This is a genomic window from Sphingomonas sp. 2378 (assembly GCF_038084995.1).
Classification (GTDB): domain Bacteria; phylum Pseudomonadota; class Alphaproteobacteria; order Sphingomonadales; family Sphingomonadaceae; genus Sphingomonas.
In genome coordinates this window covers 116,591-142,464 of the sequence record NZ_JAXCMJ010000005.1, presented here as the reverse complement: position 1 = coordinate 142,464, position 25,874 = coordinate 116,591, and the positions used below count along the sequence as shown (strand labels likewise).

The 25,874-nt window shown below is 68.0% G+C and carries 18 protein-coding genes; 6 read left to right on the top strand and 12 right to left on the bottom strand.

Going from position 1 to position 25,874, the window contains the following annotated elements; genetic code table 11:
* Positions 1 to 128: 128 nt before the first annotated feature.
* From SM191_RS04615 to SM191_RS04590, 6 genes are all read right to left on the bottom strand, one after another.
* The gene (locus tag SM191_RS04615) at positions 129 to 1,166 is read right to left on the bottom strand and encodes a c-type cytochrome (RefSeq protein WP_341505178.1); all 1,038 of its coding nucleotides are present in this window, start codon (positions 1,164 to 1,166) and stop codon (positions 129 to 131) included.
* Positions 1,163 to 1,741: a cytochrome c oxidase assembly protein gene (locus tag SM191_RS04610; RefSeq protein ID WP_341505177.1), complete on the bottom strand. Its 579-nt coding sequence runs from the start codon at positions 1,739 to 1,741 to the stop codon at positions 1,163 to 1,165. Before SM191_RS04610 ends, SM191_RS04615 begins: the two co-directional genes overlap by 4 nt.
* Complete coding sequence (locus SM191_RS04605; protein ID WP_306999479.1) at positions 1,738 to 2,115, bottom strand: hypothetical protein; 378 nt, start codon at positions 2,113 to 2,115, stop codon at positions 1,738 to 1,740. Before SM191_RS04605 ends, SM191_RS04610 begins: the two co-directional genes overlap by 4 nt.
* Positions 2,112 to 4,622, bottom strand: a complete 2,511-nt coding sequence (gene ctaD, locus SM191_RS04600; protein ID WP_341505176.1) for a cytochrome c oxidase subunit I — start codon at positions 4,620 to 4,622, stop codon at positions 2,112 to 2,114. The genes SM191_RS04605 and ctaD overlap by 4 nt, the downstream gene beginning before the upstream one ends.
* Positions 4,619 to 5,587: a cytochrome c oxidase subunit II gene (gene coxB / locus SM191_RS04595; RefSeq protein ID WP_445949806.1), complete on the bottom strand. Its 969-nt coding sequence runs from the start codon at positions 5,585 to 5,587 to the stop codon at positions 4,619 to 4,621. The genes ctaD and coxB overlap by 4 nt, the downstream gene beginning before the upstream one ends.
* Positions 5,588 to 5,658: 71 nt before the next feature.
* Complete coding sequence (locus tag SM191_RS04590; protein WP_341505174.1) at positions 5,659 to 6,171, bottom strand: TspO/MBR family protein; 513 nt, start codon at positions 6,169 to 6,171, stop codon at positions 5,659 to 5,661.
* Between the two features lie 258 nt (positions 6,172 to 6,429).
* Here SM191_RS04590 and SM191_RS04585 point away from each other — a divergent pair, with 258 nt between their 5' ends.
* From SM191_RS04585 to SM191_RS04575, 3 genes are read left to right on the top strand one after another with little or no spacing between them, the layout of a single operon-like run.
* Entirely contained in the window at positions 6,430 to 9,018 is a 2,589-nt protein-coding gene (locus tag SM191_RS04585) for a PAS domain-containing hybrid sensor histidine kinase/response regulator (RefSeq protein WP_341505173.1), read from the top strand.
* Between the two features lie 39 nt (positions 9,019 to 9,057).
* Positions 9,058 to 9,798 (top strand): hypothetical protein, encoded by a 741-nt coding sequence (locus tag SM191_RS04580; protein ID WP_341505172.1) that lies wholly within the window; start codon positions 9,058 to 9,060, stop codon positions 9,796 to 9,798.
* A 32-nt stretch (positions 9,799 to 9,830) separates the two neighbouring features.
* A complete protein-coding gene (locus SM191_RS04575; protein WP_306999492.1) occupies positions 9,831 to 10,526 on the top strand; it encodes an HAD family hydrolase in 696 nt (231 codons plus the stop codon).
* 25 nt (positions 10,527 to 10,551) lie between these two features.
* Here the strand turns inward: SM191_RS04575 and SM191_RS04570 are convergent, their stop codons facing one another.
* Positions 10,552 to 11,487 carry a cell wall hydrolase gene (locus SM191_RS04570; RefSeq protein WP_306999494.1) on the bottom strand — a complete coding sequence of 312 codons (936 nt, stop codon included), beginning with the start codon at positions 11,485 to 11,487 and terminating at the stop codon, positions 10,552 to 10,554.
* 114 nt (positions 11,488 to 11,601) lie between these two features.
* Positions 11,602 to 14,025 (bottom strand): TonB-dependent receptor, encoded by a 2,424-nt coding sequence (locus tag SM191_RS04565; RefSeq protein WP_341505171.1) that lies wholly within the window; start codon positions 14,023 to 14,025, stop codon positions 11,602 to 11,604.
* 174 nt (positions 14,026 to 14,199) lie between these two features.
* Here SM191_RS04565 and SM191_RS04560 point away from each other — a divergent pair, with 174 nt between their 5' ends.
* Positions 14,200 to 15,870: an alkaline phosphatase D family protein gene (locus SM191_RS04560; RefSeq protein ID WP_341505170.1), complete on the top strand. Its 1,671-nt coding sequence runs from the start codon at positions 14,200 to 14,202 to the stop codon at positions 15,868 to 15,870.
* 21 nt (positions 15,871 to 15,891) lie between these two features.
* On the opposite strand, the gene SM191_RS04555 is transcribed toward SM191_RS04560, so the two are convergent.
* Positions 15,892 to 16,641, bottom strand: coding sequence for an AcvB/VirJ family lysyl-phosphatidylglycerol hydrolase (locus SM191_RS04555; RefSeq protein ID WP_341505169.1), 750 nt, complete (start codon positions 16,639 to 16,641; stop codon positions 15,892 to 15,894).
* Between the two features lie 440 nt (positions 16,642 to 17,081).
* On the opposite strand from SM191_RS04555, the gene SM191_RS04550 reads away from it, so the two are divergent.
* On the top strand, positions 17,082 to 20,384 hold the full coding sequence (locus SM191_RS04550) for a glycosyltransferase (RefSeq protein WP_341505168.1): 3,303 nt from the start codon (positions 17,082 to 17,084) through the stop codon (positions 20,382 to 20,384).
* Positions 20,385 to 20,525: 141 nt separating this feature from the next.
* Here the strand turns inward: SM191_RS04550 and SM191_RS04545 are convergent, their stop codons facing one another.
* Genes SM191_RS04545 through SM191_RS04535 form a run of 3 tightly spaced genes read right to left on the bottom strand, consistent with a single transcriptional unit; the run spans position 20,526 to position 22,946 of the window.
* Entirely contained in the window at positions 20,526 to 21,851 is a 1,326-nt protein-coding gene (locus tag SM191_RS04545) for a sensor histidine kinase (protein ID WP_341505167.1), read from the bottom strand.
* An 8-nt stretch (positions 21,852 to 21,859) separates the two neighbouring features.
* Positions 21,860 to 22,549 (bottom strand): winged helix-turn-helix domain-containing protein, encoded by a 690-nt coding sequence (locus SM191_RS04540; protein ID WP_267435591.1) that lies wholly within the window; start codon positions 22,547 to 22,549, stop codon positions 21,860 to 21,862.
* The gene (locus SM191_RS04535; protein ID WP_341505166.1) at positions 22,518 to 22,946 is read right to left on the bottom strand and encodes a hypothetical protein; all 429 of its coding nucleotides are present in this window, start codon (positions 22,944 to 22,946) and stop codon (positions 22,518 to 22,520) included. Before SM191_RS04535 ends, SM191_RS04540 begins: the two co-directional genes overlap by 32 nt.
* A 322-nt stretch (positions 22,947 to 23,268) precedes the next feature.
* Between SM191_RS04535 and mprF the strand changes: the two genes are divergently transcribed.
* Positions 23,269 to 25,851 (top strand): bifunctional lysylphosphatidylglycerol flippase/synthetase MprF, encoded by a 2,583-nt coding sequence (gene mprF / locus SM191_RS04530; RefSeq protein WP_341505165.1) that lies wholly within the window; start codon positions 23,269 to 23,271, stop codon positions 25,849 to 25,851.
* Positions 25,852 to 25,874: the final 23 nt, after the last annotated feature.

The following is a 25,874-nucleotide window of genomic DNA, read 5'->3' as shown; positions in this document are numbered from 1 at the left end:
TGTCGCCCTTTCGATAGCGGAACACCCTCCACCATGCGCGGCGTGGTCTCCCTCCCCTTACATGGGAGGAGTGAAGCCCGTTCTGCCTGGACGCAGGTCCGCGATCGGCTCCCCGCCAAAAACCGCGCTTACATCCTGGCGTCGGTATCCCCCGCCAGATAGCGTGCGATCGGGTCGATCATGTCCTTCGGTATGCGGCGGGCGATGACGGGCATGGTCGCGTGGCTCTTGCGCGCGTCCACCACATTCTTGTCGCCCTGCCAGTGGCGCAACCGCGCGGCGATATAATCCGCGCGCTGACCGGCCAGGACGGGATAGGGCTTGCCGGGCGTGTGACAGCTGACACAGGCGGGCAGTTGCTTGTCCGGCAGCCCCCGCTCGACGATCCGCGCCGCCGCCGGGTCGCCCGAGGGCGCGCCTCCCAGGCCCGGCATCGCGGCGAAGCGGCGTGCGGCGGCCTCCATCCGCGCCGGCTCCATCCGCATGGCCACCTGCTGCATCACCGCGCTCGACCGGCGCCCATCGGCATAGCCACGCAGCGCCGCCAGCAGATATTCGGGGCTCTGTCCGCCCAGGATCGGAATGTCGGGCGCGCCGCGACCGCGTCCGTCGGTGCCATGGCATCCGGTGCAATTGTCCGGATCGACCGCGGGCGAGGCTTCGGCGACCAGCGCCCGGTACTGAGCCGGGGTCATGCCGGGCAGGCGACGGACGAAGGCGACCATGCGGCGTACCTCGTCGGGGCGGTCTTGCACGGCCCAGGCGGGCATGCCGGTATATTTGACGCCGTGCTGGAGGATCCAGAACAGCTGCTTGTCGGTCCATTGGCGCGCATTGATCGCCAGATCGGGCGCGGGCGGGGTCGCGGCCTGCATCACCGGCGCGGGCTTCTGGCCGGGCGCACCGTGGCAGACCGCGCAGGCATTGGCGAAATGGCCTGCGGCGCTGACCAGGCCGCTGCGGTCGGCGGGGTCGTTGGGCGCGGTCAAGGCGGCATGGGTCCGCACCGAATTGCGCATCGCCCAGTGCAGGAACCAGTCGGTGATCGCCCAATGCCCGCTCGACGCGGCAAGGCTGATCACGCCCGACCAGGCGACCGCCATGCCCAGCGCGGCCAGGCCTAGGATGGTGGCGATCACGCGCTTCCAGGTGATACGGATGGTCATGCGCGCGCCTCCGGTCGGGTTTGGAGCAGGCGGCCGAGCATCGCCAGCCCGCCGCACAGATAGGCGATGCCGCCGACCAGCAGCATGACCACGCCCGCAATCTGCTGGTCCTGCAACGCGCCCGCGCCGTGATGGCTGTAGAGCGGGCGCGGGGCGAGGCCGATCAGCGCGCCGAGCAGGGTCATATGCATCGATGTGACCAGCAGTGCCGCCACCCCCGCCGCCCGGTGCCGGGGCGCGAGCACCGCCGACCAGAGCAGCAGCCCGGCGACAAGGAAACTGGCCTGCTCGACCACCAGCCACAGCGGCGCATGATCGGCCAGCCGCCGCAGCGCGGGGACGTGCCAGCCCCAGACGATCACCGCCTCCACCAAAGCGGCAACCATCGGCGTGGCGAGGCGCGGCCAGTGACGGGTGGGGTCGAGGCGGCTGTCCTGGATCGCCAGCGCGAGCAGCGGCGCGGCCACCGCCACCGCGATCATGTGCGCGACCATATGGCCGGTCATGCCTTGGCCGCTCAGTGCCCAGCCAAAGGCGAGCAGGGTCAGGCCCGCGAGGAGATAAGCCCGCTTCACCGGCAATCGCCCAGCACCAGGACCGGCATCGCGGTGAATATGACCGCGACGAAGCTCAATCCCGCGAGAAGGAAGGTCGAATAGGCGAGGAAGCGCAGCCGATCGACATCGGTGCCCTCATTATGCGGTGGCGGGTCGCCGGGGCCGCGCGATTGCTGCCACGCGATCACGCCCGAGGCGACGATCACGACCAGCGCGACGACCGTCCCGATGGCGAAGGCGGTGGGGAAGAGCGCCCATTCGCCGATCCGCTCGCACGAGATCGCCGCCCACAGATAGGAGAAGAGAAAATGCACCGCCCAGGTCGTCGGCGGCACGATCAGCGTCCATAGCGTGACCCGCAGCCGGTGGGCGCCTTTCAACCAGCGCTTCATAGCCCCGTCTCCGGAAACAGGCCGACGGTCAGATAGGCTACGACAGCGGTCAGCGCGAAGAAGTGCAGATAGACGGTGATGTTGCGGATGTCGGCGTCATGGCTCGGCGTCATCCTGCCCGCGATGCTTCGGGCCAGCGTATAAAGCTGCATGATCGCGGCGACGGCGGCATGGACCACGGTCCAGACGACCAGCACCCAGACGATTGCCGGATAGACATTGGCCTTCGGATCGAGCCCTTCCAGACAGGCGAGCCCCGCGAACAGGCTGGCGATCGCCATGCCCGCCCCGAGCAGCAGCAGCGCGCGGGACGGCATGATCCCGCCGCGACGATGGACCTCGCGCGCCGCCAGCGTCGCCGCCCAACTCGCCAGCGACAGGGCCAGGGCGAAGAGCGGGCCGCCGCTGCCCGGCCCGTCGAACCCGGCGCCGAAATCGGGATGGATCGTCCAGTAGAAATAATAGCCGAAGACGAGGCCGGAAAAGGCCGTCGCGTCCGCCATCATCGTGATGAACATCGCCCACCAGCCCGGCGCGGCGGGCCCGGAGATATAGAGCGGCAGGCGCATGCCGTGACCGATCGGCTTTTCGGGTTTCTCGGGGATTTCCGCGGTGTCCCACAACCACCAGAGGATGCAGGCCAAGGTCACCACGCCGCCCAGGGCCGCGATCAAGTATAGGTGATAGGTGGTCAGGATGAAGACGCTGCCCAGCGCGACGGCGGTCAGCATCGGCTTGACGCTGGGCGTGCCAAGCCGGATCACCGAGACGGGCTTGCCGTCGAGGACCGAGGTAATGATCGTCTCGCGGCGACCTTCCTCGGCGTCGGCGAGGAAGAAGCGGCCCTCATCGACCTTGGCGACGAAATCCTTCTGGTCCCAGATCGGATAGCGGCTCTCGACCAAAGGCACCGAGCGGATGCCCCAATCCTCATCATCCGGCTTGGCCAGCCATTCGAGCGTGCCCGCATTCCACGGATTGCGCGGCGCCTTGGTACGGGTCGGCGACAGGGCGAGGTCGATGACCAGCACGGCGACGCCCGCCGCGAACATGTAGGAGCCCAACGTAGAGGCCAGGTTGAGCCAGCCGATGTTCAACTCGGCAGGATAGGTGAAGACGCGGCGCGGCATCCCCTCCAGTCCCGACAGATGCATCGGGAAGAAGGTCAGGTTGACGCCGACGAACATGATCCAGAAGGCGGTTCGCCCCATCCGGTCGGACAGCTTCTTGCCGGTGATGAGCGGCCAGTAATAATAAAGGCCGCCGAACAGCGGCAGCAATGTGCCGCCGATCAGCACATAATGGAGGTGCGCGACGATGAAATAAGTGTCGTGTGCCTGCCAGTCGAAGGGCGCCACCGCGACCATCACGCCGGTCAGCCCGCCGATGACGAAGATGGCCAGGCTTCCGCTCGCATAGAGCAACGGCGTCGACCATTTCACCTTGCCAGCCCACAGCGTGGCGATGAAGGCGAAGATCTGGACCCCGGTCGGGATGGCGACGGCCTCGGACGCGGCGGAGAAGAAGGCGAGGCTGATCTTCGGCAGGCCAGTCGCGAACATATGGTGCACCCACAGCCCGAACGACAGGAAGGCGGTGCCCACGGCCGCGAGCACGATCCACGGATAACCCAGCAGGTGCCGCTGCGCGAAGGTCGGGATCAGCATCGCGAACAGGGCGATGGAGGGCAGGAAGACGATATAGACCTCCGGGTGGCCGAAGATCCAGAACAGGTGCTGCCACAACAGCGGATCGCCCCCGCGCGCGGCGTCGAAGAAGGGCCAGTCGAGCAGCCGCTCCATCTCGAACAACAGGTCGCCCGCGATCAGAGGCGGAAAGGCGAACAGGATCATCACCGCCACGACCAGGATATACCAGGCATAGAGCGGCATCAGGTTCAGCCGCATCCCCGGCGGGCGGCATTTGAGCACACCGACGATCAACTCGACGGCGGCGGCGACCGACGACACCTCGATGAAGGAAAGCCCCAGCATCCAGATATCGGCGCCCAGGCCCGACAAATCGGTGCGGGTGGTCAGCGGCGGATACATGAACCAGCCGCCATCGGGCGCGGCGTTGAAGAAGATCGAGCCGCCGACGAACACGCCGCCGATCAGGAAGCTCCAATATCCGAAGGCCGACAGGCGCGGGAAGGGCAGGTCGCGTGCGCCGAGAAGTTGCGGCAGCAGGATGATCGACACTGCCTCGAACATCGGGACGGCGAACAGGAACATCATCATCGAGCCGTGCAGCGTAAACAGCTGGTTGAAGGTGTTCGCCGACACCAGGTCATTGTCGGGCACCGCCAATTGGGTGCGCATGATCAGCGCCAGCACGCCGGCGAACAGCATGAAGCCGAACGCGGTCAGCGTGTACCAGACGCCGACCCGGTTGTTGTTGACGTCCGTCCAGCGCAGGAACAGCCCGCTGGGCGGCTTCCAGACGGCGCGCAGCCGCTCTTCCTGGGCGGCGCGAAGGGCAGGGTCATCCTGGGCGTGGAGGCTCATTTCAGACCCTGAAGATAGCGGGCGAGGGCCAGCGCCTCGGCATCCGACAATTGGGGGAAAGAGGGCATGCGCACGCCCGGCTTGGTCTTTTCGGGATGACGGATGAAGTTCGCGACGTTGGCCTCCGTCATCGGCAGGATGCCCGCCGCCAGCGTCCGGCGCGATCCGAAATGGGTGAGGTCGGGGCCGATCCGGGTGGGCGGCGTCACTCCGGCGATGGCGTGGCACCCGGAACAGCCATTGGTCGCGAACAGCCGAGCTCCGGCACTGTCGACGGCCCGGGCGGGACGCGCCTGCTGGGCGAGCCATGCATCGAAGGCGGCGGGCGGCATGGCGATGACGTCGAACGCCATCAAGGCGTGGGACAATCCGCAGAACTCGGCGCATTGGCCGCGATAGCGACCGGGCTTGTCGGCGCGGACGACCAGGCTGTTGATGCGGCCGGGGATCATGTCCATCTTGCCCGCCAGCCCCGGTATCCAGAAGCTGTGCACCACATCACCCGCGCCCAGGCGAAAGGCGACCGTACGACCGGTCGGGATACGAATCTCATTCGCACCCAGGACGGGAGCGCGACCCGGTGCCTGATAGGCGACGCGCCACCAGAATTGCTCGCCATCGACCGCGACCTTCAGGTCGGCGGGCGCGACCGGCCGGGGCCGCATATAGGGTAGCGAATAGGCGAGCAGTCCCAGCAGCACGATCGTCGGTATGACCCCGCCCAGCCACAGGACCAGGCGCATGCCCTTCTCATGTCCGATCGCCCCTTCGGGCGCACGGACGGCATGGCGCATCAGCAACGCGACCGCCCCCGCGATCACCACCGCGCCGACCAGCATGATGATGAAAAGGTGGCGAATATCCGCCGCATCCGCCCCGAACGGGGCCAGGGTCGATTGATGCGTGTTGCATCCCGCCAACAAGGCGGCCGTCCCGACGACGATGGCTGTGCTCATCCCCCGCATGGCCAACAAACGTTGCCATGGTGGAATGGTTCACCTTCCCTTCATCGGAAATTCATGTCCGAAACAAAATGTCACGTTTGCGGATTGCGCCGCCAGACCTCACCCGCGAGCACCGTGGCGAAGCCCAGCCAGGCGGCCAGCGGCATGACGCTGAGGGCGGCGGGACGGTCGATCTTCCAGGCGGTGGCCGCCAGCGCGGCGGTACCGGCGGCCATCGTCCCGGCGGCGGCGGTGCTGGTGCCGATCCGCCGTTCGCGGAAGAAAAGCTCGGTCCAGCCGCCGATCATCGCGCTGTTGCCGAGCCAGAGCGCGACCGCCGTATCGCGCCGGGGCGAGGAGGGCTGGCGAAGCAGTCGGTAGCCGCCGACCGCCGCCAGGCTTTCGAGCACCGGCCAGACCGCACCGAACACCTTGTCTGGCGGGGTGAAGCCAGGCTTGTCGAGCCGTCTGTACCAATGCCGGATGCGTGGGTGAGACGGATCGGGCGCATTGCGCCGCCCGACCAGTGCACTCAACCCCAGCACCGCCGCCGCCACGCCGCCCGCCATCCATGGCGACAGCCCCGTCTTCGTCTTGCCGTTCATCGCGAACCCTCTCGATTGCGAGGGGGATAACGGTTCGACCTCATTCCTGTTCAGCGGCGGCGCGATTTGTCGGCATTGGCATCGGCGGATCGAGCGCCGCGATCGCCAGCAACGACAGGCCCAATATGCGTCGGTTTCGCCGGGCGATTTGCTATCCTGGATCAAGGCCATTTGGCCGATTTACCTGCTATCCGTACTTTTGCGGTAGGATGGCGACCGCTGGCGCGTGGCCGCGCCTTGTTGCAGAAATGGACGATAGTGGACTCCTCCGCATTTGAATTCCTGAAAGGCGTTTCGGGGCAGGTGGTCGATGAGATCATCGCGTTCGACTGGGCGGCGACCTCGCTGGGCGCGCCGGGGCAGTGGCCGGTCGCGCTGCGGTGCCAGGTGGCGACGATGCTCGCCTGTCCCGCGCCCATGTATCTGGTCTGGGGCCCGGATCTGATATCCTTCTACAACGATGCCTATCGCCCGATCCTGGGTTATCGCGCGGCGACCGCGATGGGCACGCCGTTCCGCATCCTGTGGGGCAGCATCTGGGACGAGATCGCGCCTTTGGTCGACCAGGCGCTGTCGGGCGGCGTCGCGCGGGTCACGGACATGCGGCTGGACCTGGCGCGCGAGGGGAAGCCCGAGGAAAGCTACTGGACCTTTTCCTATTCGCCGGTCTTCGACGATCGCGGCACCATCGCGGGCATGATCTGCGTCACCGGTGAGACGACCGCGCGCGTGCTGGCCGAACGACGCCAGCAGGAGGCGGACGAACGGCTCGACCTGGCGCTCAGTTCGGGTGCGCATGTCGGCATGTGGGACTGGGACGTGGTCAACGACTCGGTGCGCTCCGATGGGCGCTTCGCGGCGATGTACGGTGTCGATCCGGTCGCCGCCGAGGCGGGCATGCCGATCGCCGAGTTCTTCCAGGGTATCCATCCCGAAGATCGCGCGCGGGTGGAGGCGGAGATCGGGGCCGTCCTCGCGGGGGCGGCCGATGGGAGCGAGGGGGCGGGGCGCTTCGTCTCGGAATATCGGCTGGTCCAGTCCGACGGCTCGGTCCACTGGGTATCCGCGCGGGGACGGTGCATCGTCGATGAGACCGGGCGCTGCGTGCGCTTCCCCGGCGTCAGCTTCGATATCACCGACCGGGTCTGTGTCGAGCTTCAGTTGCGCGAGAGCGAGGCTCGCGCGCGTCTGAATGCCGAGCGGGTGCAGCTCGCGCTGGAGGCGGGGGCGATCATCGGCACCTGGCTATGGGACCTGCCGAACGATCGCTTTACGGTGGACGAGCCGTTCGCCCGTAATTTCGGTCTCGACCCCGCTCTGGGGCATGAGGGGCTGAGCCTGGCGCAGGTGGTCGAGACGGTCCATCCCGACGATCAGGCCGGCCTTGCCGAGGCGATCGCCGAGGCGATCGCGCGCGGCGGTCCCTATGCCCATCAGTATCGCACGCGGCGTCATGACGGTCGCTATCACTGGCTGGAGGCGAATGGCCGGGTCGATCACGCGCCCGACGGCACGCCGCTGCACTTTCCCGGCGTGCTGATCGATGTCGGCGCCCGCCGCGCGCTGGAGGCCGAGCGCGACCATGCCATCGCGGAACTCCGCGCGCTGACCGACCAGTTGGAACAGCGCGTCGCCGACCGCACCGCCGAGCTGATGCGTGCAGAGGAAGCGTTGCGGCAAAGCCAGAAGATGGAGGCGGTGGGCCAGTTGACCGGTGGGTTGGCCCATGATTTCAACAATCTGCTGGCGGGTATTTCCGGCTCGCTGGAACTCATGGCGCTGCGCCTGTCGCAGGGGCGGACGGGGGAGCTCGACCGCTATATGGACGCGGCGCAGGGGGCGACGCGGCGGGCGGCGGCGCTGACCCACCGGCTGCTGGCCTTTTCGCGGCGGCAGACGCTGGCCCCGCGCGCGACCGATATCGGCGCGCTGGTCGCGGGCATGACCGACCTGATCCGCCGCACCGTGGGGCCGGGCATCACGCTGGAGACGAAGGGCGCGGATGATCTGTGGACCGTGCTGGTCGATGCGCCGCAACTGGAGAATGCGCTCCTCAACCTGTGCATCAACGCGCGTGACGCGATGCCGGATGGCGGGCGCATCACGATCGAGATGGTGAACCGGCGGCTGATCGGCGACAATGCGCGGTTCGGCGATATACCGGACGGCGAGTATCTGGCGTTGTGCGTGACCGATACCGGCATCGGCATGACCCCGGACGTAATAGAAAAGGCGTTCGACCCCTTCTTCACCACCAAGCCCCTGGGGCAGGGGACCGGGCTGGGGCTGAGCATGATCTATGGTTTCGCCAAACAGTCGGGCGGGCAGGTTCGCATCCATTCGACTCCCGGCATGGGGACGACCGTGTTCCTCTATCTGCCCCGCTACGACGGACCGGCGGAGCAGGAGGACACCGGCACGACCACCGCGCTCGACGGTCCCGCCGGGTCGGGCGAGACGGTGCTGGTCGTCGATGACGAGGCGACCGTTCGCCTGATGATCGTCGATGTGCTGCGCGACATGGGCTATCAGGTGATCGAGGCGGCGGACAGCGCGGAAGGGCTGGCGATCCTGCGATCGTCGGTGCGGATCGATCTGCTCGTCACCGATGTCGGCCTGCCCGGCGGGATGAACGGACGCCAACTGGCCGAAGCGGCGCGGGAATTGCGACATGAATTGAATGTCATGTTCATCACGGGCTATGCGGAGGGCGCGGTGCTGAACAGCGGCCATTTGTCGCCGGGGATGCAGTTGCTGACCAAGCCGTTCACCGTGGACGCGCTGGTCACGGGGATACAGGCCGCGATAGGCGCGGCCGCGCGGCGGTACGAACCCCACGCCCCCTGAACCCTTCGCGGTCCCGGTCCGGATCGCGTGCGGCACCGCATGACGATGACGACCGGGAGTTTCGAGACGATGAAGACCAGCCGCCTGGCCCTTTCCCTATTGGGCACGAGCCTGTTCGCCGCCGCCCCGGCGCTGGGCCAGGAGGGGCCGGATATTCCCGAGCCGATGGTGTTCGACATGATCCGCCCGCTGACCGCAAAGGCGGGCGAGATCGAGGTCAACGCGCTGGCGCAGCGCGACCTGACCGGCCCGCGCGGCGAACTGGAATGGGCGCCCGAGGTCGAATGGGCGGTGGCCGATGGCTTTGCGGTCGAGCTGGAACTGCCGCTGATCGACAACCGAGTCGTCCAGTACAAGATGGGGCTTCAGGGCAAGCTGGGCACGATCCGGGGCGGACGCGGGGTGCATGGGGTCCAGTATCTGGGACTGCACGATCGCGAGGCGGGGGGATGGACCTCCACGCTTCTCTGGCTGCTCGGCAACCGCTTCGGCGAGCGGTGGAGCACCATGACGATGATCGGCGTCGGCGACGTGACCCTGCGCGAGGGGAATGAGACGGGGATGATCGTCAACCACTCCACCTTCTACGATCTGAACCGCGACACGGTGCTGGGGTTGGAGGTCAATCGCCAGAATGGCGAAGGCGCCTACTGGCTGTTGATGCCGCAAGTCCACCGCGCGCTCGGCAAGCTGGGCGTGCAGGGCGGCGTCGGGGCGGAGAAGGGGCGGGGCGAGCGGTTCCGGCCGCGGCTGGGATTGCGAATCATCCGCGAACTGTGATGGGAGAGCCGTCGCCTCGTGGGAGACAGGATATGGCCGTCGAATTGATCTGTCTGGATGCCGACGACACGCTCTGGCACAATATGCGCCATTTCGCGGAGACGGAGGAAGCGCTGGTCGGCCTGCTCGCCCCCTTTGCCGAAGCGCGGGTGGCGCGGGCCACGCTGGAATCCTGCGAGGCGCGCAACCTGCGGCTCTACGGTTACGGCGCCAAGGGCTTCACCTTGTCGATGATCGAGACGGCGGTCGAACTGGCGGGGCCGACCCTGCCGACCGAACTGGTCGCGCGGCTGCTGGAGGCGGGGCGGCAGTTGCTGGCGCATCCGGTCGAACTCCTCGACGGGATCGCCGACACCATGGCCGCGTTGGCGGAGCGCGGGCGGCTGGTGCTGGTGACCAAGGGCGACCTGCTGCACCAGGAGGCGAAGCTGGCGGCATCGGGCCTGGGCGAGCATTTCGCCGATGTCGCGATCGTCAGCGACAAGACGCCCGACACCTTCCGCCGGATCTTCGCGCGCCACGACGTCGCGCCGGAGCGGGCGGTGATGGCGGGGGATTCGATGCGCTCCGACATTTTGCCCGCGCTGGAGGCGGGGGCCTGGGCCGCCTATATCCCGCAGCCGCTGGCCTGGAGCCATGAGGCGGGGCGGACGCCGACCGACCATCCCCGCTTTCGCCAGTTGGAACGGCTGGGGGACTTGCCGGACTGGATCGACGCGATCGGGTGACGGGGGCGTCCAGTCCGGGCGATCCTCAGCTGGGGTCGTGTTCTTCCCCGACGACGACACCGCGCGCCACTTCGGGACCGTCATGCGAGAAGCCGTTGCGATGGATGCGCACGCCCGCCGTCGTCACCGGGACGCTGGTCGCCACCGCCGCGACGGGGGCGGTGGCGGCGACGCCTTCGGTGACCGCCTGTTCGCCGCGATGAATGGTCACGCCCCCCACCGTCTCGACGCCCGCCACCGGCGCGGCGGCCAGCATGGCGGGGGCGGGGACGGGGATGCTTGGCTCGACCCCCGCATAATCCTGGCGGAAGGACAGGTCGCGCTCCAGCGCGCCCTTCCAGCGATAGAAGATATGGCTGCCGATCGCGCCGATCCGGTTCAGGCTGGGCGCCCACCAGGGCAGCACGTAATTGGCGTGATAGAAGGTCGCGGCCCCCACCGGGGCATAGACCATGCCCGCCAGCGCCGCCTGCGCCACGGCGGCGGCGCGGGCCCAGGCGGCGGGCTCGCGCGGGTGGAGCATCGATCCGTCGCAGGTGAAGCTGAACTGGCAACCCGTCGAGCGCTCCGATCCCTGATAGACGACGCCGCAGATGCTTTTGGGAAAGGCGCGGTCGCGCACGCGGTTGAGGACGACCTGCGCCACCGCGCGTTGCCCGTCGATCGGTTCGGAGCGGGCTTCGTAATAGATGGCGGCGGTCAGGCATTCGGCGGCGCGCGCGGCATCCTGCGCCGAGCGGGCGATGCCGGAAAAGGCCGGGGCGGCCGCCATCTCGATCGGGGTATTGCCGGTCAGCGTTTCGGGCAGGTCGCTGTCGGGCACGTCGAGCGCGAGCTGGCGCAGCAGAGTCCGCGCGGTCGGCGGCGGCACGTCCAGCGTCAGCCGGGCGGGCGGATGCCGCGACGGGGTGCACGACGTCGCGATCGCCAGCGTCGCCACCAACATCAACCAGCGCAGCACGTTCTTCCTGTTCCCAACCCGTTGCCCCATGACGGCGCATTACCGGATTGGGGGTTAGGAAGCGGTTAAGTCACCGAAAACGGACATATCCCCTGGAACGCGTCCGTTCGTCGGCTATCGGAAGCGCGCGCCCAATTCCACGCCGTAGAAACGCGGCTCGCCCGCGATATAGGTCGGCGCGCTGAAGGTGCCGCCGGTGTTGCCCGCATCGATCAGATAGCGCTTGTTGGTCAGGTTGCGCGCGAAGCCGCCGACATGGAAACCCCCGTCCGCCCCGAACTCGACGCCGGCGCGCAGATTGACCAGCGTATAGCCGCCCTGCGAGATCGCCTCGCTATTGGGCAGCTCGAAATAGACCTTGGACCGATAGGTGGCGCTGGGCGTCGCATAGAAGGTCGCGGAGGACCCCAGCGGCACGCGCAGCGTCGCGCCGCCCGAGGCGGTCGTGTCGGGTTGCAGGCGGAAACGATTGCCCGCGAACACGCCATTGGCCGGCTCGTCGGCGATGCCGCCATCGATATAGGCGAAGCTGCCAAACAGGCTGAGCCAGCGCTGCACCGCCCAGTTCGCCTCCAGCTCGACCCCGACATTGTTCGCCGAGCCCGCGCTGCGCGTCACGGTCCGTCCGCCCTCGAAGACGGTGACCTGGAAGCCCTTATACTGCTGATAGAAGACCGAGGCCGCGCCGCTGAACGCGCCGATCCGCCCCTTGATGCCGCCTTCGTAATTCCACACGTCTTCCTGCGGCACGATCTGAAGCCGGGGGATCGCGCCCGAATTGGCGATGGTCAGCGGCACGATCCGCTGGGCGTCGAGCTGTACCACGGGCGAACGGCGGCCCTTGCTGACCGTCGCATAGACGTTCACGTCGCCGCCCAGCCGATAGAGCGCGTTGAAGCGCGGCAGGATCGCGGCATAGCTGCGTTGCGCCTCGAAGACCTGTCCCTTGGTATTGGCCGCGCCCAGCAGGCTGGTGAACAGCCCCGCCGCCGCCAGCAGGCGGCTGTCCGGCATGACATTGCTATAGCCCGAGCGGCGATCCTCGATCAGCACCCGCGCGCCCGCCGTCAGTTCCAGCGCGGGGACGGGAATCCAGGTCGCGTCGGCGAACATCGAATAGGTGTTGTTGCGACCGAAATTGGTGAAGCTGGCGCTATAGGGCACCATGGTCGCCGTGCCGCGCGACAGGATCGCGGTGGCGCGGGTGCCGGTTATGGTGCCGTCGGGCGCGACGCAGGCGGTGCCGGTCGGCAGGCCCGCCGCGCCAAGCAACTGTCGCACCGGTGCGAAGTCGGTCGCGGTCGAGCAGGCGAGATAGGTGCCTTCCTCGGTCGAGAAGGGCACCCGCTGCTGCCCGTTTTCGAAAAAGGCGTTCCACCCGATCGAGGCGCGGTAATGCGCGCCGTCGAAGGCGAAGCGGCTTTCATGGCTCCATTGGTCGCCCTTGGCGTCCTCGCCGAACTCCAGATACCAGGCGGGGCCGCCATCGGCGTCGAAGATTTCCAGCGCGTCGAATCGGCGATAGCCGTTGACCGTGGTGAAGGTGATGCCCGGCGCGACATCGACCGCGACCGTCAGGTTCGCGTCATAGACGTTGCGGGTCAGCCCCAGCTTGCGCCGCCCCAGCACCTCGGCGGAGAAGGGCGAGCCCGACAGTTCGGCATAACCATAATCGCCGGTCTGCCCGCCGGTGGGGGCGAAGACGCGGCTCTTGAACGCGGTGCCCGGATTGCGCTGTCCGTCATAGGTCAGGACGAGGTCGGCGGTGACCGAGCCATTGGGCCGCCAGCGCAGCGACCCGCGCACCCCGCGCTGGTCCTGCCCGTTCAGATCGTCCTGGTCGACGCGCCCCTGATTCTGGTTGGGCACATCGGGATTCCCTGCGATATTGCGGACATAGCCGTCGCGATATTTATAGGCAAAGGCGATCCGGCCGGCCAGCGTCTCGTTGCCCGCATTCAGATAGCCCGACACCTGCGTCCGGTTGAAATTGCCATAGGAGGCGATGAGGCCGCCCTCGGTTCCGGCCTTGGGATGCGCGGAGACGATGCTGATCGCGCCGACCGCGGCGGCAGTGCCGAACAGGGTTGCCTGCGGGCCCTTCACCACCTCGATCCGCTCGATATCGTATAGGTCCTGATAGGCGCCGCGCGTCCGGCTGATGTCGATGCCATTATAATAGAGCGTCACCCGCGCGCCCTGCTGCGCCGAGCCGGAATCCGAGGTGATGCCGCGAATGACGAAGCCCGGATTGTTCGCGCTCTGCTCCTGGATTTGCAGGCCGGGGATATATTGCGCGACCTCGGCCAGCGAGTTGACGCCCAGATTGGCCATGCGTTCGCCCGACACTGCGCTGACGGTGACGGGCACGTCCTCGATCCGCTGCTCGCGCTTCTGGGCGGTGACGATCACTTCGTCGTCGCGGGCGTCGTCCTGTGGCTGGATCATCGCCTGCGCCCAGGCCGCCTGTGCGAACGCGGTCGGCGAAAGGCTCGTCAAAAGCGCGGCCAGCGTCATGCGGCGCATGGTCGAAGTCATATCTATCCCCGGCTATTACCCTGTTTGCCAGCCGCTTAGGGGAAAGGGATTACCGGTTGGTGTCCATCACGCTGCGGATTTGTGACGGTCGGCGCCGGTGTCGTCGAACCGTCATCCATTCGCCATGGCGCTGTCGTGCGGAGCCTCTAGCCGTCCGGGCGAAAGGACCCGATGATGACGATGATGAACCGACGCCGCGCGATCGCCCTGATGGGAAGCGGCGCGACGCTCAGCCTGCCCGCGACGATCGCCGAGGCGGCCGAGCCCTCGGCCCGTTTCGACCATGGCGTGGCCAGCGGCGATCCGGCCGCCGATGGTGCGATCCTGTGGACCCGCGCGACCCCGGCGGAGGGGCAGGGGGGCGACGTCCCGCTGACCTGGCACGTCGCGCCGATGGAGCCGGGCGAGGCAGTCGGCCTGCGCACGGGCCGGGTGACGGCCCGCGCCGCCCGCGACTTCACCGCCAAGGTCGAGGTGACGGGGCTGCGCCCCGGTCGCGATTATCGCTATTGGTTCGAGACGGCGAAGGGAGAGCGTTCGCCCGAGGGGCGTTTCCGCACCCTGCCGCGCGGGCGGATCGAGGACGTGGTGCTGGCCGTCGTCTCGTGCCAGCTTTATCCCGGCGGGCTGTACAACGCCTATGACGCGATCGCGCGGTCCGAGCGGCTCGACGCGGTGCTGCATCTGGGCGACTATATCTATGAATATGGCGCGGAGGGTTATGGCGCGGAGATCGGGCGCAAACTGAACCGCCTGCCCGAACCGGCGCATGAGATCCTGTCGCTCGCCGATTATCGCGCGCGTCATGCCCAGGTGAAGCGCGACCCCGACATGCAGGCCGCGCACGCCCGCGCCGCCTTTATCTGCGTGTGGGACGATCATGAGGTCGCCAATGACGACTGGATCGGCGGCGCGGAGAACCATGATCCCAAGACCGAGGGGGACTGGGCCAAGCGCAAGGCGGCGGCGATGCAGGCCTATTTCGAATGGATGCCGATCCGCGACCCGCGCCCTGGCCAGCCCTGGGCCGCGATCAACCGCAGCTTCGACTTCGGCGACCTGGCGACGCTGGTGATGGTCGAGACGCGGCTGCTCGCCCGGTCGAAGCAGGTGACGGCCAAGGGCGATGTGCTCGAGCCGTCCGAATATGCCGCGATGATGGCCGAGCGTGCGCGGCCTGAGCGCGAATTGCTGGGCGCGGGGCAACTCGACTGGATCGAGCGGACGCTGGCCGCCTCAATCGGGGCGGGGCGTCCGTGGCAGGTGATCGGCAACCAGGTGGTGATGGCGCGGGTCGACGGCCCCGATCTGGAAAAGCAGATGGGGGCGGAGGGTTATGCGTCGCTGATCGCGCCGCTGTCTCCGGCGATCCGCGCGCAGCTGACGGCGGCGCAGGCATCCTATCGCGCGGGGCTGCCGATGAACTTCGATAGCTGGGACGGCTATCCCGCCGCGCGCGAGCGGCTTTACGCGGCGTTCCGGCGGGCGGGGAGCCATCCGGTGGTCCTCTCGGGCGACAGCCATGCCGCCTGGGCCAACGACCTGTATGACGACCAGGGCGCGCTGGTCGCGGCCGAGTTCGGCGCGACGGCGATCACCAGTCCGTCCTGGGGGGCACTGTTCCCCGGTATCGGCCGCCAGATCGCCGAGGCCAATCCGCGCAGCGTCCGCTTCTGCGATCAGGACGCCAAGGGCTATCTCCACCTGACCCTGACCCGCGACACCGCGACCGCGCGGTTCATGACCGTCTCGACCGTCATGGCCAAGCCCTATGCGGAGGCCTGTGTCGCGACCTGGCGGACGCGCGCGGGCGGGACGGCCCCGATCGAGAGCGTGACCGCCTGATCCCGTACCGGCCTTTCCCCGTCAATCCGGCTTGGCGGGGAAGGGCCGACCGCGCACCGCCGCCAGCACATGGGCGTTCAGCGTGGCGTCGTCATGGTTCAGATAATGGCCGCCCGGCATGGCGACGACATGCGCATCGGGCAGCTTGAGGAGCGGGCACAGGCTGTCCGGTTCCTCGACGCCATAGATGCAGGTGACGGGCAGCCAGTCGAGCGTGCGGGCGGTGGTGATCGCCATGCTGTCGGGCCGTCCCATATAGGCGATGCCGGAGGGGTCGGAGCGGAAATAGGCCGTCTTGCCCGGCACCACCAGCACCAGTGCCGACACCCGCGCGCGCAGGTCGGCGGGCAGTTTCGCCAGCCCGGTCTGCAACATGTCCGCGCCATAGGACTGGCCGAGCAGCACCAGCCGCCGCTCGCCCGCTTCCCGCGCGGCACGGCGTACCAGATCGGCGATCAGCGCATCGACCTGCCCGCGCGTCCGGCGCTCGCGGAACAGGACGGGGGAATTGACGCCCAGCACGGCGATTCCCCGGGCGCTCAGGTGCCGTGTGACAACCCCGCTCATGCCATAGCGCAGGCCCATATCCCCCGACAGCGACAGGACGAACACCGGCTGCATCCGCCCCGCCGCCGGATAGCGGGTGAACGGGTCGCGGTCGAAATAGCTGCCCGAATAGAGGAGGATGGAAAGTCCGGCCACGATGACGAACAGGATCGCGGCGAGATAACGGCGATAATGGCGGCGAAGATGGGCCAGGCGAACGGACATGCCTCATCCTAGGGCCAATCAACATTCATGCTACTCCTTCCTTCCTCTCCCCTGGATAGGGGAGAGGGTTAGCGGAGCTTGCCAGCCTGCTGGCTAGCGCAGCTTGGGTGAGGGGTCGAGCGAGCCGCAGGCTCGCGCGCCCACCCGTCACCCAGCTCCGACTAAGCCTTTGCTGTACAAAGACTAAGTCTGCGCAACCCTCTCCCCTCTACGAGGGGCGAGGGAAGAGAAGGCCATATCGGAATGTCGATCGGTCCTAATCCCGCCGCCCGCCCGCTGTCGCGAGCCGATCGAAGCGCCGATAAGAGCGGTCATGAAAAATCTGTAATGTCACGATCACGCGCTCTATGCGCGCGATCTGCCATCGGCGACAGGGTGCAGACATGGGATGGCTGGTGGCCGTCGTCCGTGTCGATGACCAGACGTAAGGAATACCGTCCGTGACCAACCCGATCTTCTTTGACCCGACCGGTCGCCGGGGCGCGTGGGCGCGGCGCAGCGTCGGGGTGCTGATCTTGGCGGTGGTGATCGCGGCGATCGCCTTTGCCACGACGCTGGTCGCGGTGCCCAATTCGGGCGTGCTGCCCTTGCCCTTCGCACGCCGCCAGGCGATGACGCTGGAGCCGACCGCGCAGTTGAAGGGGCGGCGCGGTGAATGGCTGCCGCGCAAGGCGGCGGCGCCGGGCCATACCCCGCTGACCATCGCCTTCTACACGCCGGGTAACGATTCCGCGCTCGCCTCGGTCCATGCGCATATGGGGCAGATCGACTGGCTGGTGCCCTCGCTGATGAATGTCGCGGGTCCCAAGGCCGAATTGCAGATCAGCAACGATCCCAAGCTCGCCAGTCTGTTGTCGCATGCGGCCAAGCCGCCGCGCCTGTTGCCGATGGTGCAGAATCTGGGCGCCGACGAATGGGACGGCCAGGCGATCGCGCGGATCATCGCCAGCCCGGCGGCTTCCGAGAAGCTGGCGACCCAGCTTGGGGACTCGGTGACGGCCAATCGCCAGTCGGGTCTGGTCATCGACTTCGAGAACCTGCCCGCCAGCGCCATGGCGCGCTATCCGCGCCTGCTGCAACGGATCAAGGCGCATCTGCCCAAGGGGGCGGTGCTGGCCGTCACCGTTCCCTCGGAGGATGACGCATGGCAGCTAAAGCCGATCGCCAGGGTCGTCGATCGCGTCATCCTGATGGCCTATGACGAGCATTGGCAGAGCGGCACGCCGGGCCCGATCGCATCGCAGCCCTGGTTCCTCCAGGCGAGCCAGAAGGCGTTGCGCGAGGTGGGTCGCGACAAGCTGATCGTCGCGCTCGGCAGCTATGCCTATGATTGGCCCGCCAAGGGGCCGGCGGATGCCAAGTCGATCGAGGAAGCCTGGCTGATGGCGCATGACAGCCAGGCACAGGTGACGTTCGACCCGGCCAGCGGCAATGCGGGCTTCGCCTATGACGAGGATGGCGATCATCACACCGTCTGGATGCTCGACGCCGCGACGAGCTGGAACCAGCTCCAGGCGCTGAAGCATCTGGGCATCGACGATGTCGCCTTCTGGCAGATCGGCACCGAGGACCCCGGCCTGTGGGCCGACTTCGCCGCGTTCCGCAGCACCGCGCGCGGCGTCATCCCGCGGCTGAACGCGATCGCCTCGCCGTTGAACGTCGATGTCGAGGGGCCGGGCGAAATCCTGCGCATCACCGCCCAGCCGACCGAGGGCGCGCGCGCCCTGCAATATGACAAGGACGGGATCATCCGGGGGGAGGTCTATCGAACCTATCCGACACCCTATGTCGTGCAGCGGGCGGGCGCGCTGGACAAGACGATCGCACTGACCTTCGACGACGGGCCGGACGCCGAATGGACGCCCAGGATCCTCGACGTGCTGGAGCGGGAGCATGTGCCCGCCACCTTCTTCGTCATCGGCGAGAATGCGCTTCAGCATCCGCAACTGCTGCGCCGGATCGTCGCGGACGGCAGCGAGATCGGCAACCACAGCTACACCCACCCCAATATGGCGACGGCGGGCGAGCGGACGATCAAGCTGGAGCTCAACGCGACCAAGCGGCTGATCCAGGCCTATACCGGGCGTTCGACCACGCTGTTCCGCGCGCCCTATTTCGGGGACGCGGAGCCGACCACGGCGGACGAGATCGGACCCGCGCTGATCGCGCAGAATCTGGGCTATACGGTGGTCGGGCTGCACGTCGATCCCAATGACTGGCAGACGCCGGGCACCGACAAGATCGTCCATGAGGTGATCGAGCAGGTCCACGGCGCGACGCCCGACAATTCGGCCAATGTCGTCCTGCTGCACGATGGCGGCGGCAACCGCGAGCAGACGGTCGAGGCCTTGCCCCGCATCATCGATACGCTGCGCGCCGAGGGCTATCGCTTCGTCCCCGCCTCGCAACTGGTTGGGGTCAGCCGCGATCAGGCGATGCCGCTGGTCGAGGGGAAGGACCTGCTGGCGGTGCGGACCGACGTGGCGATCTTCGTCGTCCTGGCGACGCTGTCGGCGGGGCTGGCCTGGCTCTTCTATCTCGCCATCGCGCTGGGCATCGCGCGGGCGGTGGTCATGGCGGGGCTCGCCTGGTTCCAGGGCCGCCGGTCCAAGCCGGTGCCGCCCGAATATACCCCCAGCGTCTCGGTCATCATCCCCGCCTATAACGAGGAGCGGGTGATCGCCCAGTCGGTCGCGCGGGTGCTGGCCAGCGATTATCCGGGGCTTCAGGTGATCGTGGTCGATGACGGGTCGAGGGACGCGACCAGCGCGGTGGTGCGCGAGGCCTTCGGCGAAGAACCGCGCGTCCGCCTGCTGACCCTGACCAATGGCGGCAAGGCGGCGGCGCTGAACCGCGCGCTGCGCGACGCGACCGGCGAGGTGGTGATCGCGCTCGACGCCGATACCCAGTTCGAGCCGGAGACGATCGCCAAGCTCGCCCGCTGGTTCGCCGATCCGAAGCTGGGCGCGGTGGCGGGCGATGCGCGGGTGGGCAACCGGGTCAATCTGGTCACCCGCTGGCAGGCGGTCGAATATATCACCGCACAGAATCTGGAGCGGCGCGCGCTGGCCGGTTTCGACGCGATGACGGTGGTTCCGGGTGCGGTCGGCGCATGGCGACGCGCGGCGCTGGACGCGGTCGGCGGCTATCCCGAGGATACGCTGGCGGAGGATCAGGACCTGACCATCGCGATTCAGCGGGCGGGCTGGCGCGTCACCTACGACCCGCGCGCGGTCGCCTGGACCGAAGCGCCAGAGAGCTTCCGCGCGCTCGCCAAGCAGCGCTATCGCTGGGCGTTCGGGACGCTGCAATGCCTGTGGAAGCACCGTGCCGTGCTGCGCACCGGGCGACCCAAGGGGCTGGCGCGGGTCGGCCTGCCGCAGGCGTGGCTGTTCCAGATCCTGTTCGCCGCCATCTCGCCGCTGATCGACCTGTCGCTGATCCTGTCGATCATCGGCACCTCGGTCCGCGTGGCGCAGCATGGCTGGGCGCAGACGCATACCGATGTGTTCCAGATGGGGGCCTATTGGCTGGTCTTCACCTCGGTCGACGTGCTGTGCGGATGGATCGCCTATCGGCTGGACGGCAACCGGGTGCGTTACCCGGCGCATCTGCTGGTCGCGCAGCGGCTGGTCTATCGCCAGATCATGTACTGGGTCGTGCTCCGCGCGATCAGCTCGGCGATCGGCGGGTGGATCGTCGGCTGGGGGAAGCTGGAGCGCACCGGGAATGTCGGGGCGTAAGGCGTAGGGGATTGCCCCTCCACCATCCTTCGGATGGTTCCCCTCCCCAAGCATAGCTTGGGGAGGAATGGGGTTTCCCAAATCCTCCCCATCTTCGATGGGGAGGGGGACCGCCCGGCGCAGCCGGGTGGTGGAGGGGCGTCACCCCAGCGTCATCCGCACCACCAGACCCGGCGTGTTATCCTCCAGCGCCAGCGACCCGCCGTGCAGATGCGCCACCGCGCTGGCGAGCGACAGGCCCAGCCCTGCGCCGCTTTCGGTCCGCGCGGCGTCCAGTCGCCCGAACCGCTTGAGCGCCTCCTCGCACCGTTCGGGGGGAATGCCGGGGCCGTCATCGGCGACGGTCAGGACGGGACCGGGCTCGACCCGCACCGTGATCAGCCCCGCACCATATTTCAGCGCATTGTCGATCAGGTTCGCGACCGCCTGACCCAGCAGCTCCCGGTGGACCGTCGCGACCAATGTCTCCGGCCCCTCGGCGCGGATTGTCATGCCGCGATCCTCGGCCAGCGGCTCGAACATGTCGGCGACGTCGCGGATCATCTCCGCCAGATCGGTCTGGACGAAGGCGTCGCGGCCCAGCCCGGCTTCGGCGCGGCTGATGCGCAGCGCGGTGTCGAGCATGGCGAGCAGCCGGTCCCCTTCGTCCAGCGCGCGCGCCACCGCGATCCGCGCATTCTCGTCCCGGCACTCCGCCATCGCCCGGTCCAGCGTCGCGCGCAACCGGGTCAGCGGCGAGCGCAGGTCGTGCGCCAGTCCGTCGGTCGCGACCTTCAGTTCCGTCATCAGCAGGGCGATGCGGTCGAGCATGGCGTTGACCGCCTGTGCCAGCGAGTCGAAGGCATCGTCGCCGCCATTGCGCTGCACCCGGCGCGACAGGTCGCCGCCCGCGACCGCATGGGCGGTGGCGACCGTGCCTTCCAGCCGCGCCTCGATCATCCGCGCGGCGGCCCAGGCGGCGAGCGCGGCGAGGACGATCGCGGCGGCCATGCCGACCGCCATCGCCTCTTCCATCGCCAGCGCGACGCGCAACTCGCTTTCCACGACATGCCCCGCCAGCATCCGCGATCCGTCGGGCAGGCGGGTGGCCATCACGCGCATCCGCTCGGGCTGCGAATGGCCGATCCGGAAAATCTCGATGGTGGCGACACCGGGGGCCGGGACATTGGGCGGCCAGTCGGCGATGTTGCCCGCCACGAAACGCCCGCGCGGATCGGTGAGCAGGATGACCGACTGCGGCAGGCGATCGGTGTTCAGCCGCCGGTCGACTGCCGCGCGCACCGCCGCCTGGCCGCCGGTCGCCCACATGCCCGACAGTTCGTCGCGCAGGTCGCTGGCGGCATCCTCCGCCTGTGCCGCGATCTCGCTGCGAGTCAGGTGGCGGACCATGGCGACCATCGCGCCCGCGCCGACCAGTTGCAGCGCGAAGACCAGCAATGCGAAGCGCAACGTGGTCGAACGGAGCATGACGGGCGCTATTTCTCGACGCCCAGCTTATAGCCCGAACCGCGCACGGTATGGAGCAGGGGGCGGGCAAAGCCCTCGTCGATCTTCTTGCGCAACCGGCTGATATGCACGTCGGTGACGTTGGTGTTGGGATCGAAATGGAAATCCCACACCCCCTCCAGCAACATGGTGCGGGTCACGACCTGATCGACATGCTGGAGCAGATATTCCAGCAGGCGATATTCGCGCGGTTGCAGGTCGATCGACTTGCCCGCCCGCCGCACCCGGTGGGCGAGCAGGTCCATCTCCAGATCGTCGCACACCAGCTTGGTCTGCACCGCATTGCCCGTCGTCCCGCCGCGCCGGATCAGCAGGCGGACCCGCGCCAGCAATTCGGCGAAGACGAAGGGCTTGGTCAGATAATCGTCGGAGCCGGATGTCAGCCCCGCGACCCGGTCCTCGGGCGAGGACAGGGCGGACAGGATCAGCACCGGCGATTCGATCCCGGCGGCGCGGATCGCGGCCAGCACCGACATCCCGTCCATGCCGGGCAGCATCCGGTCCAGGATGATGCAGTCATAGGTGCCGTCCGTGGCATGGAACAGCCCGTCGCGCCCATTGGCGGCATGATCGATCAGGAAACCTTCTTCCCGCAACCCGTTGGCGATATAGTCCGCCGTCGAGCGATCATCTTCGATCAGCAAAATCCTGTTGGCCACGCAATCCTCCCGACCCGCTCCTTAGCAGCGTGATCGTGATGAGGCCATGGTCGCGCGCGACCCGCAGGCGCACCGGCGCATCGCCGCTTCGCGACGCTTCCTCGCGCAACAGCGAGAAGGATGTCGCGGGCCGGTCGTCGATCGCCAGTACGGTGTCGCCGACCCTTAGCGGTGGCTTGACCGCGGCGGCGGTGCCGTCGTCCACATCGCTGCGCAGGCTGGTGACGACCAGGCCGGGGCGATCCGCAGCGGCGGGGGCGAAGGTCGCGCCGTACAGCATCGATGGCGTGCGAGGACCCGCGTGAAGCGGCATATGCCCGACGAGCAGCGCCATCGCAGCCCCGCCGACAAGCGCGGCCAATCCCGCGCCCCAACCGACGATCCGCAGGCCCTTCACCGGAACGGCCGCCCGACCACGCGGCGCGCATGGGGCGTCACGGGCACGGCGTCGGGGGCAGCGGGCATGGTCGATCCTTTCACGCTGTCCTCTTAATCTTAACCACATAAGCGAAGGGTGGGCGAAGCATGACGCTTCTGTCATCAAGGCCCGTTTCACCGGCATGACGAACTTGTCATGCGACCGTAAGGCGGCGAGGGCGGTGCCGGTTCTATGCCGCGCCCGCCACCGCCAAAAGAATTGGACGATCGAAAAAGATGCGCGTGAGCGGGGAGAATATGACGGGCGACCCCAGCGTGACGGTCGCGACGGGTTGGGCGTCGTGACGGACACGGTCCGCCCGGTGCCGTTGCTCGATCGGGTCGTCGCCTATGCCCGGGCGCGGCGCGGCTATCTGGCGGTCGGGGCGGTCGTGCTGCTGGTCGCGCTGGGCCTGTCGGCGCTGCATCACCTGACGCGGCAGATCAGGCTGGCCGATGTCCGGTCGGCCTTCTACGCGATCGATCCGCAACAGATCGCCCTGTCGGTCGCCTTCACTATCGCCAGCTATGTCGCGCTGACCTTTTACGACGTGATCGCACTGCGCGTGATCGGGCGGCCGCAGCGCTGGCGGACCGCCGCGATGGCCTCCTTCACCAGCTATACGCTCAGCCATAATCTGGGGCTGGCGCTGCTGACCGGCGGGTCGGCGCGCTACCGCGTCTATGCCGCCGCCGGGCTGGACGGGCCCGACATCGCGCGGGTGATCGCCATCGCCAGCGCGACCTTCTGGTTCGGGGTGTTCAGCGTCACCGGGCTGGGCCTGCTCTTCCATGAGGGGCCGATCACGCTCGAAGCCTTTGTGCTGGGGCAGGGGATCGTCCGCTGGCTGGGCGGCGCGGTGGTGGCGGGGGCGCTGCTGCTGATCCTGCTCTGCGCCTTGCGGCCCGGACAGCGTGTCGGCTGGCGCGCCTGGAGCGTGCCCTTGCCGACCCCAGCGCAGGCCGTAGCGCAGATCGGCATCGCCACGCTGGACCTCACCTGTGCCAGCGCGGCCCTGTTCGTGCTGTTGCCGGGGGCCTCGCCCGAACTGCTGCCCGCCTTCATCCTGGCCTATGCGCTGGCGATCATCGTCGCCTTGGTCAGCCATGTGCCCGGCGGGATCGGGGTGTTCGAGGCGGTGGTGCTGGCGACCGTGCCCGCCAACCGGACCGAGCTGTTCGCCGCGCTCATCGCCTATCGCGTCCTCTATTATCTCGCGCCGCTGGCGCTGGGTATCGCGCTGCTGGCGTGGGACGAGGCGCGGCGGCGGCCGATCAAGGCGTTGCGCGACATTCGCCGGGTACTGCTGGGCGTTGCGCCGACCCTGCTCAGCGCGGCCTGTTTTGGGGGCGGGGCGATCCTGCTGCTCTCGGGGTCGCTGCCCGCCATTCCGCAGCGTGTGCATCAGCTTGTCCATATCGTGCCGCTGCCCTTTATCGAGGCGTCGCACTTCGCCGCCAGCCTGGTCGGCACCGGCCTGCTGCTGCTCGCGCCGGGTCTGTACCGGCGGCTGGACGGGGCGAGCCTGGCGGCGCGGGCTCTGCTCGTCGCGGGGGCGGTCTTCTCGCTGGCCAAGGGGATCGATTATGAGGAGGCGGCGGTCTGCCTGACCATCGCGCTGCTCCTCCAGATGAGCCGCCGCGCCTTCTACCGGCGGACCTCGCTGGTCGCGCGGCCGCTGTCGCCCGCCTGGTTGTTCAGCGTCGCGGTGGTGATCGTCGGCACCGGCTGGATCGGCTTCTTCGCCTATAAGCATGTCGATTATCAGGAAGCCCTATGGTGGCGTTTCGCGCTGTCGGACGATGCCTCGCGCTTCCTGCGTGCGGGGCTGGGCGTTGCGGTGATGCTGGCGGCGGCGGGGCTGTGGCGGCTGTTCCTGGCCGCGCCGCAGGGGGAGGCGGATCACCCGGCGATGGAACGGGTGCTGGCGGTCGTCGAACAGGCCGAGCGGACCGATGCCGCGCTGGCGCTGCTCGGCGACAAGCGTTTCCTTTTCTCTCCCGAAGGCGACGCCTTCGTCATGTATCAGGTGCGCGGCAGCAGTTGGATCGCGATGGGCGATCCGGTCGGCCCGCGTGCCGCCTGGGCCGATCTGTTGTGGCAGCTTCGCACGCTGGCCGATGCGGCGCAGGGGCGGTTGCTCCTATACCAGATCACCCCCGATGCGCTGGAGGTCGCGATCGAGATGGGGCTCCAGATCATCAAATATGGCGAGGAGGCGCTGATCGACCTGGGCGGCTTCGCGCTGGAGGGCGGGCGGATGCGCGGCCTGCGCCAGACGCTCAACCGCTTTCGCACGCGCGAGAATGCCAGCTTCGCCATCGTCCCCGCCGCCCAGGTGCCCGCCATCCTGCCCGAACTGAAGTTCGTGTCCGACGACTGGCTGGCGGCCAAGGGACATGGCGAGAAGGGGTTCAGCCTGGGGCGGTTCGACCCCGCCTATCTGGCGCTGACCGATTGCGCGGTGGTGCGGGTCGAGGGGCGGATCGTCGCCTTCGCCAATATCTGGAAGGCGGGCGATCGCCGCGAATTGTCGGTCGATCTGATGCGCCATGTCGAGGACGCCCCCGGCGGGGTGATGGACTATCTGTTCGTCGAGTTGATGCTGTGGGGCCGGGCGGAGGGCTATGCCCGGTTCGCGCTGGGGCTGGCGCCGCTGTCAGGCGTCGGCGGGCGGCGGATGGCGCCGACCTGGGCGAAGGTCGCGGCGCTGGTCTTCCGCCACGGGGAGCGCTTCTACGGCTTTCGCGGGTTGCGGGCGTATAAGGAGAAGTTCCAACCCGAATGGGCGCCGCGCTATATCGCGGGGCCGCGGGGGCTGGGGCTGGTCAAGGCGCTGCGGGATCTGAACGCGCTGATTGCCGATGGGGGTGAGGACCTCTGATCCTCCCCGATACGGGGGAGGTG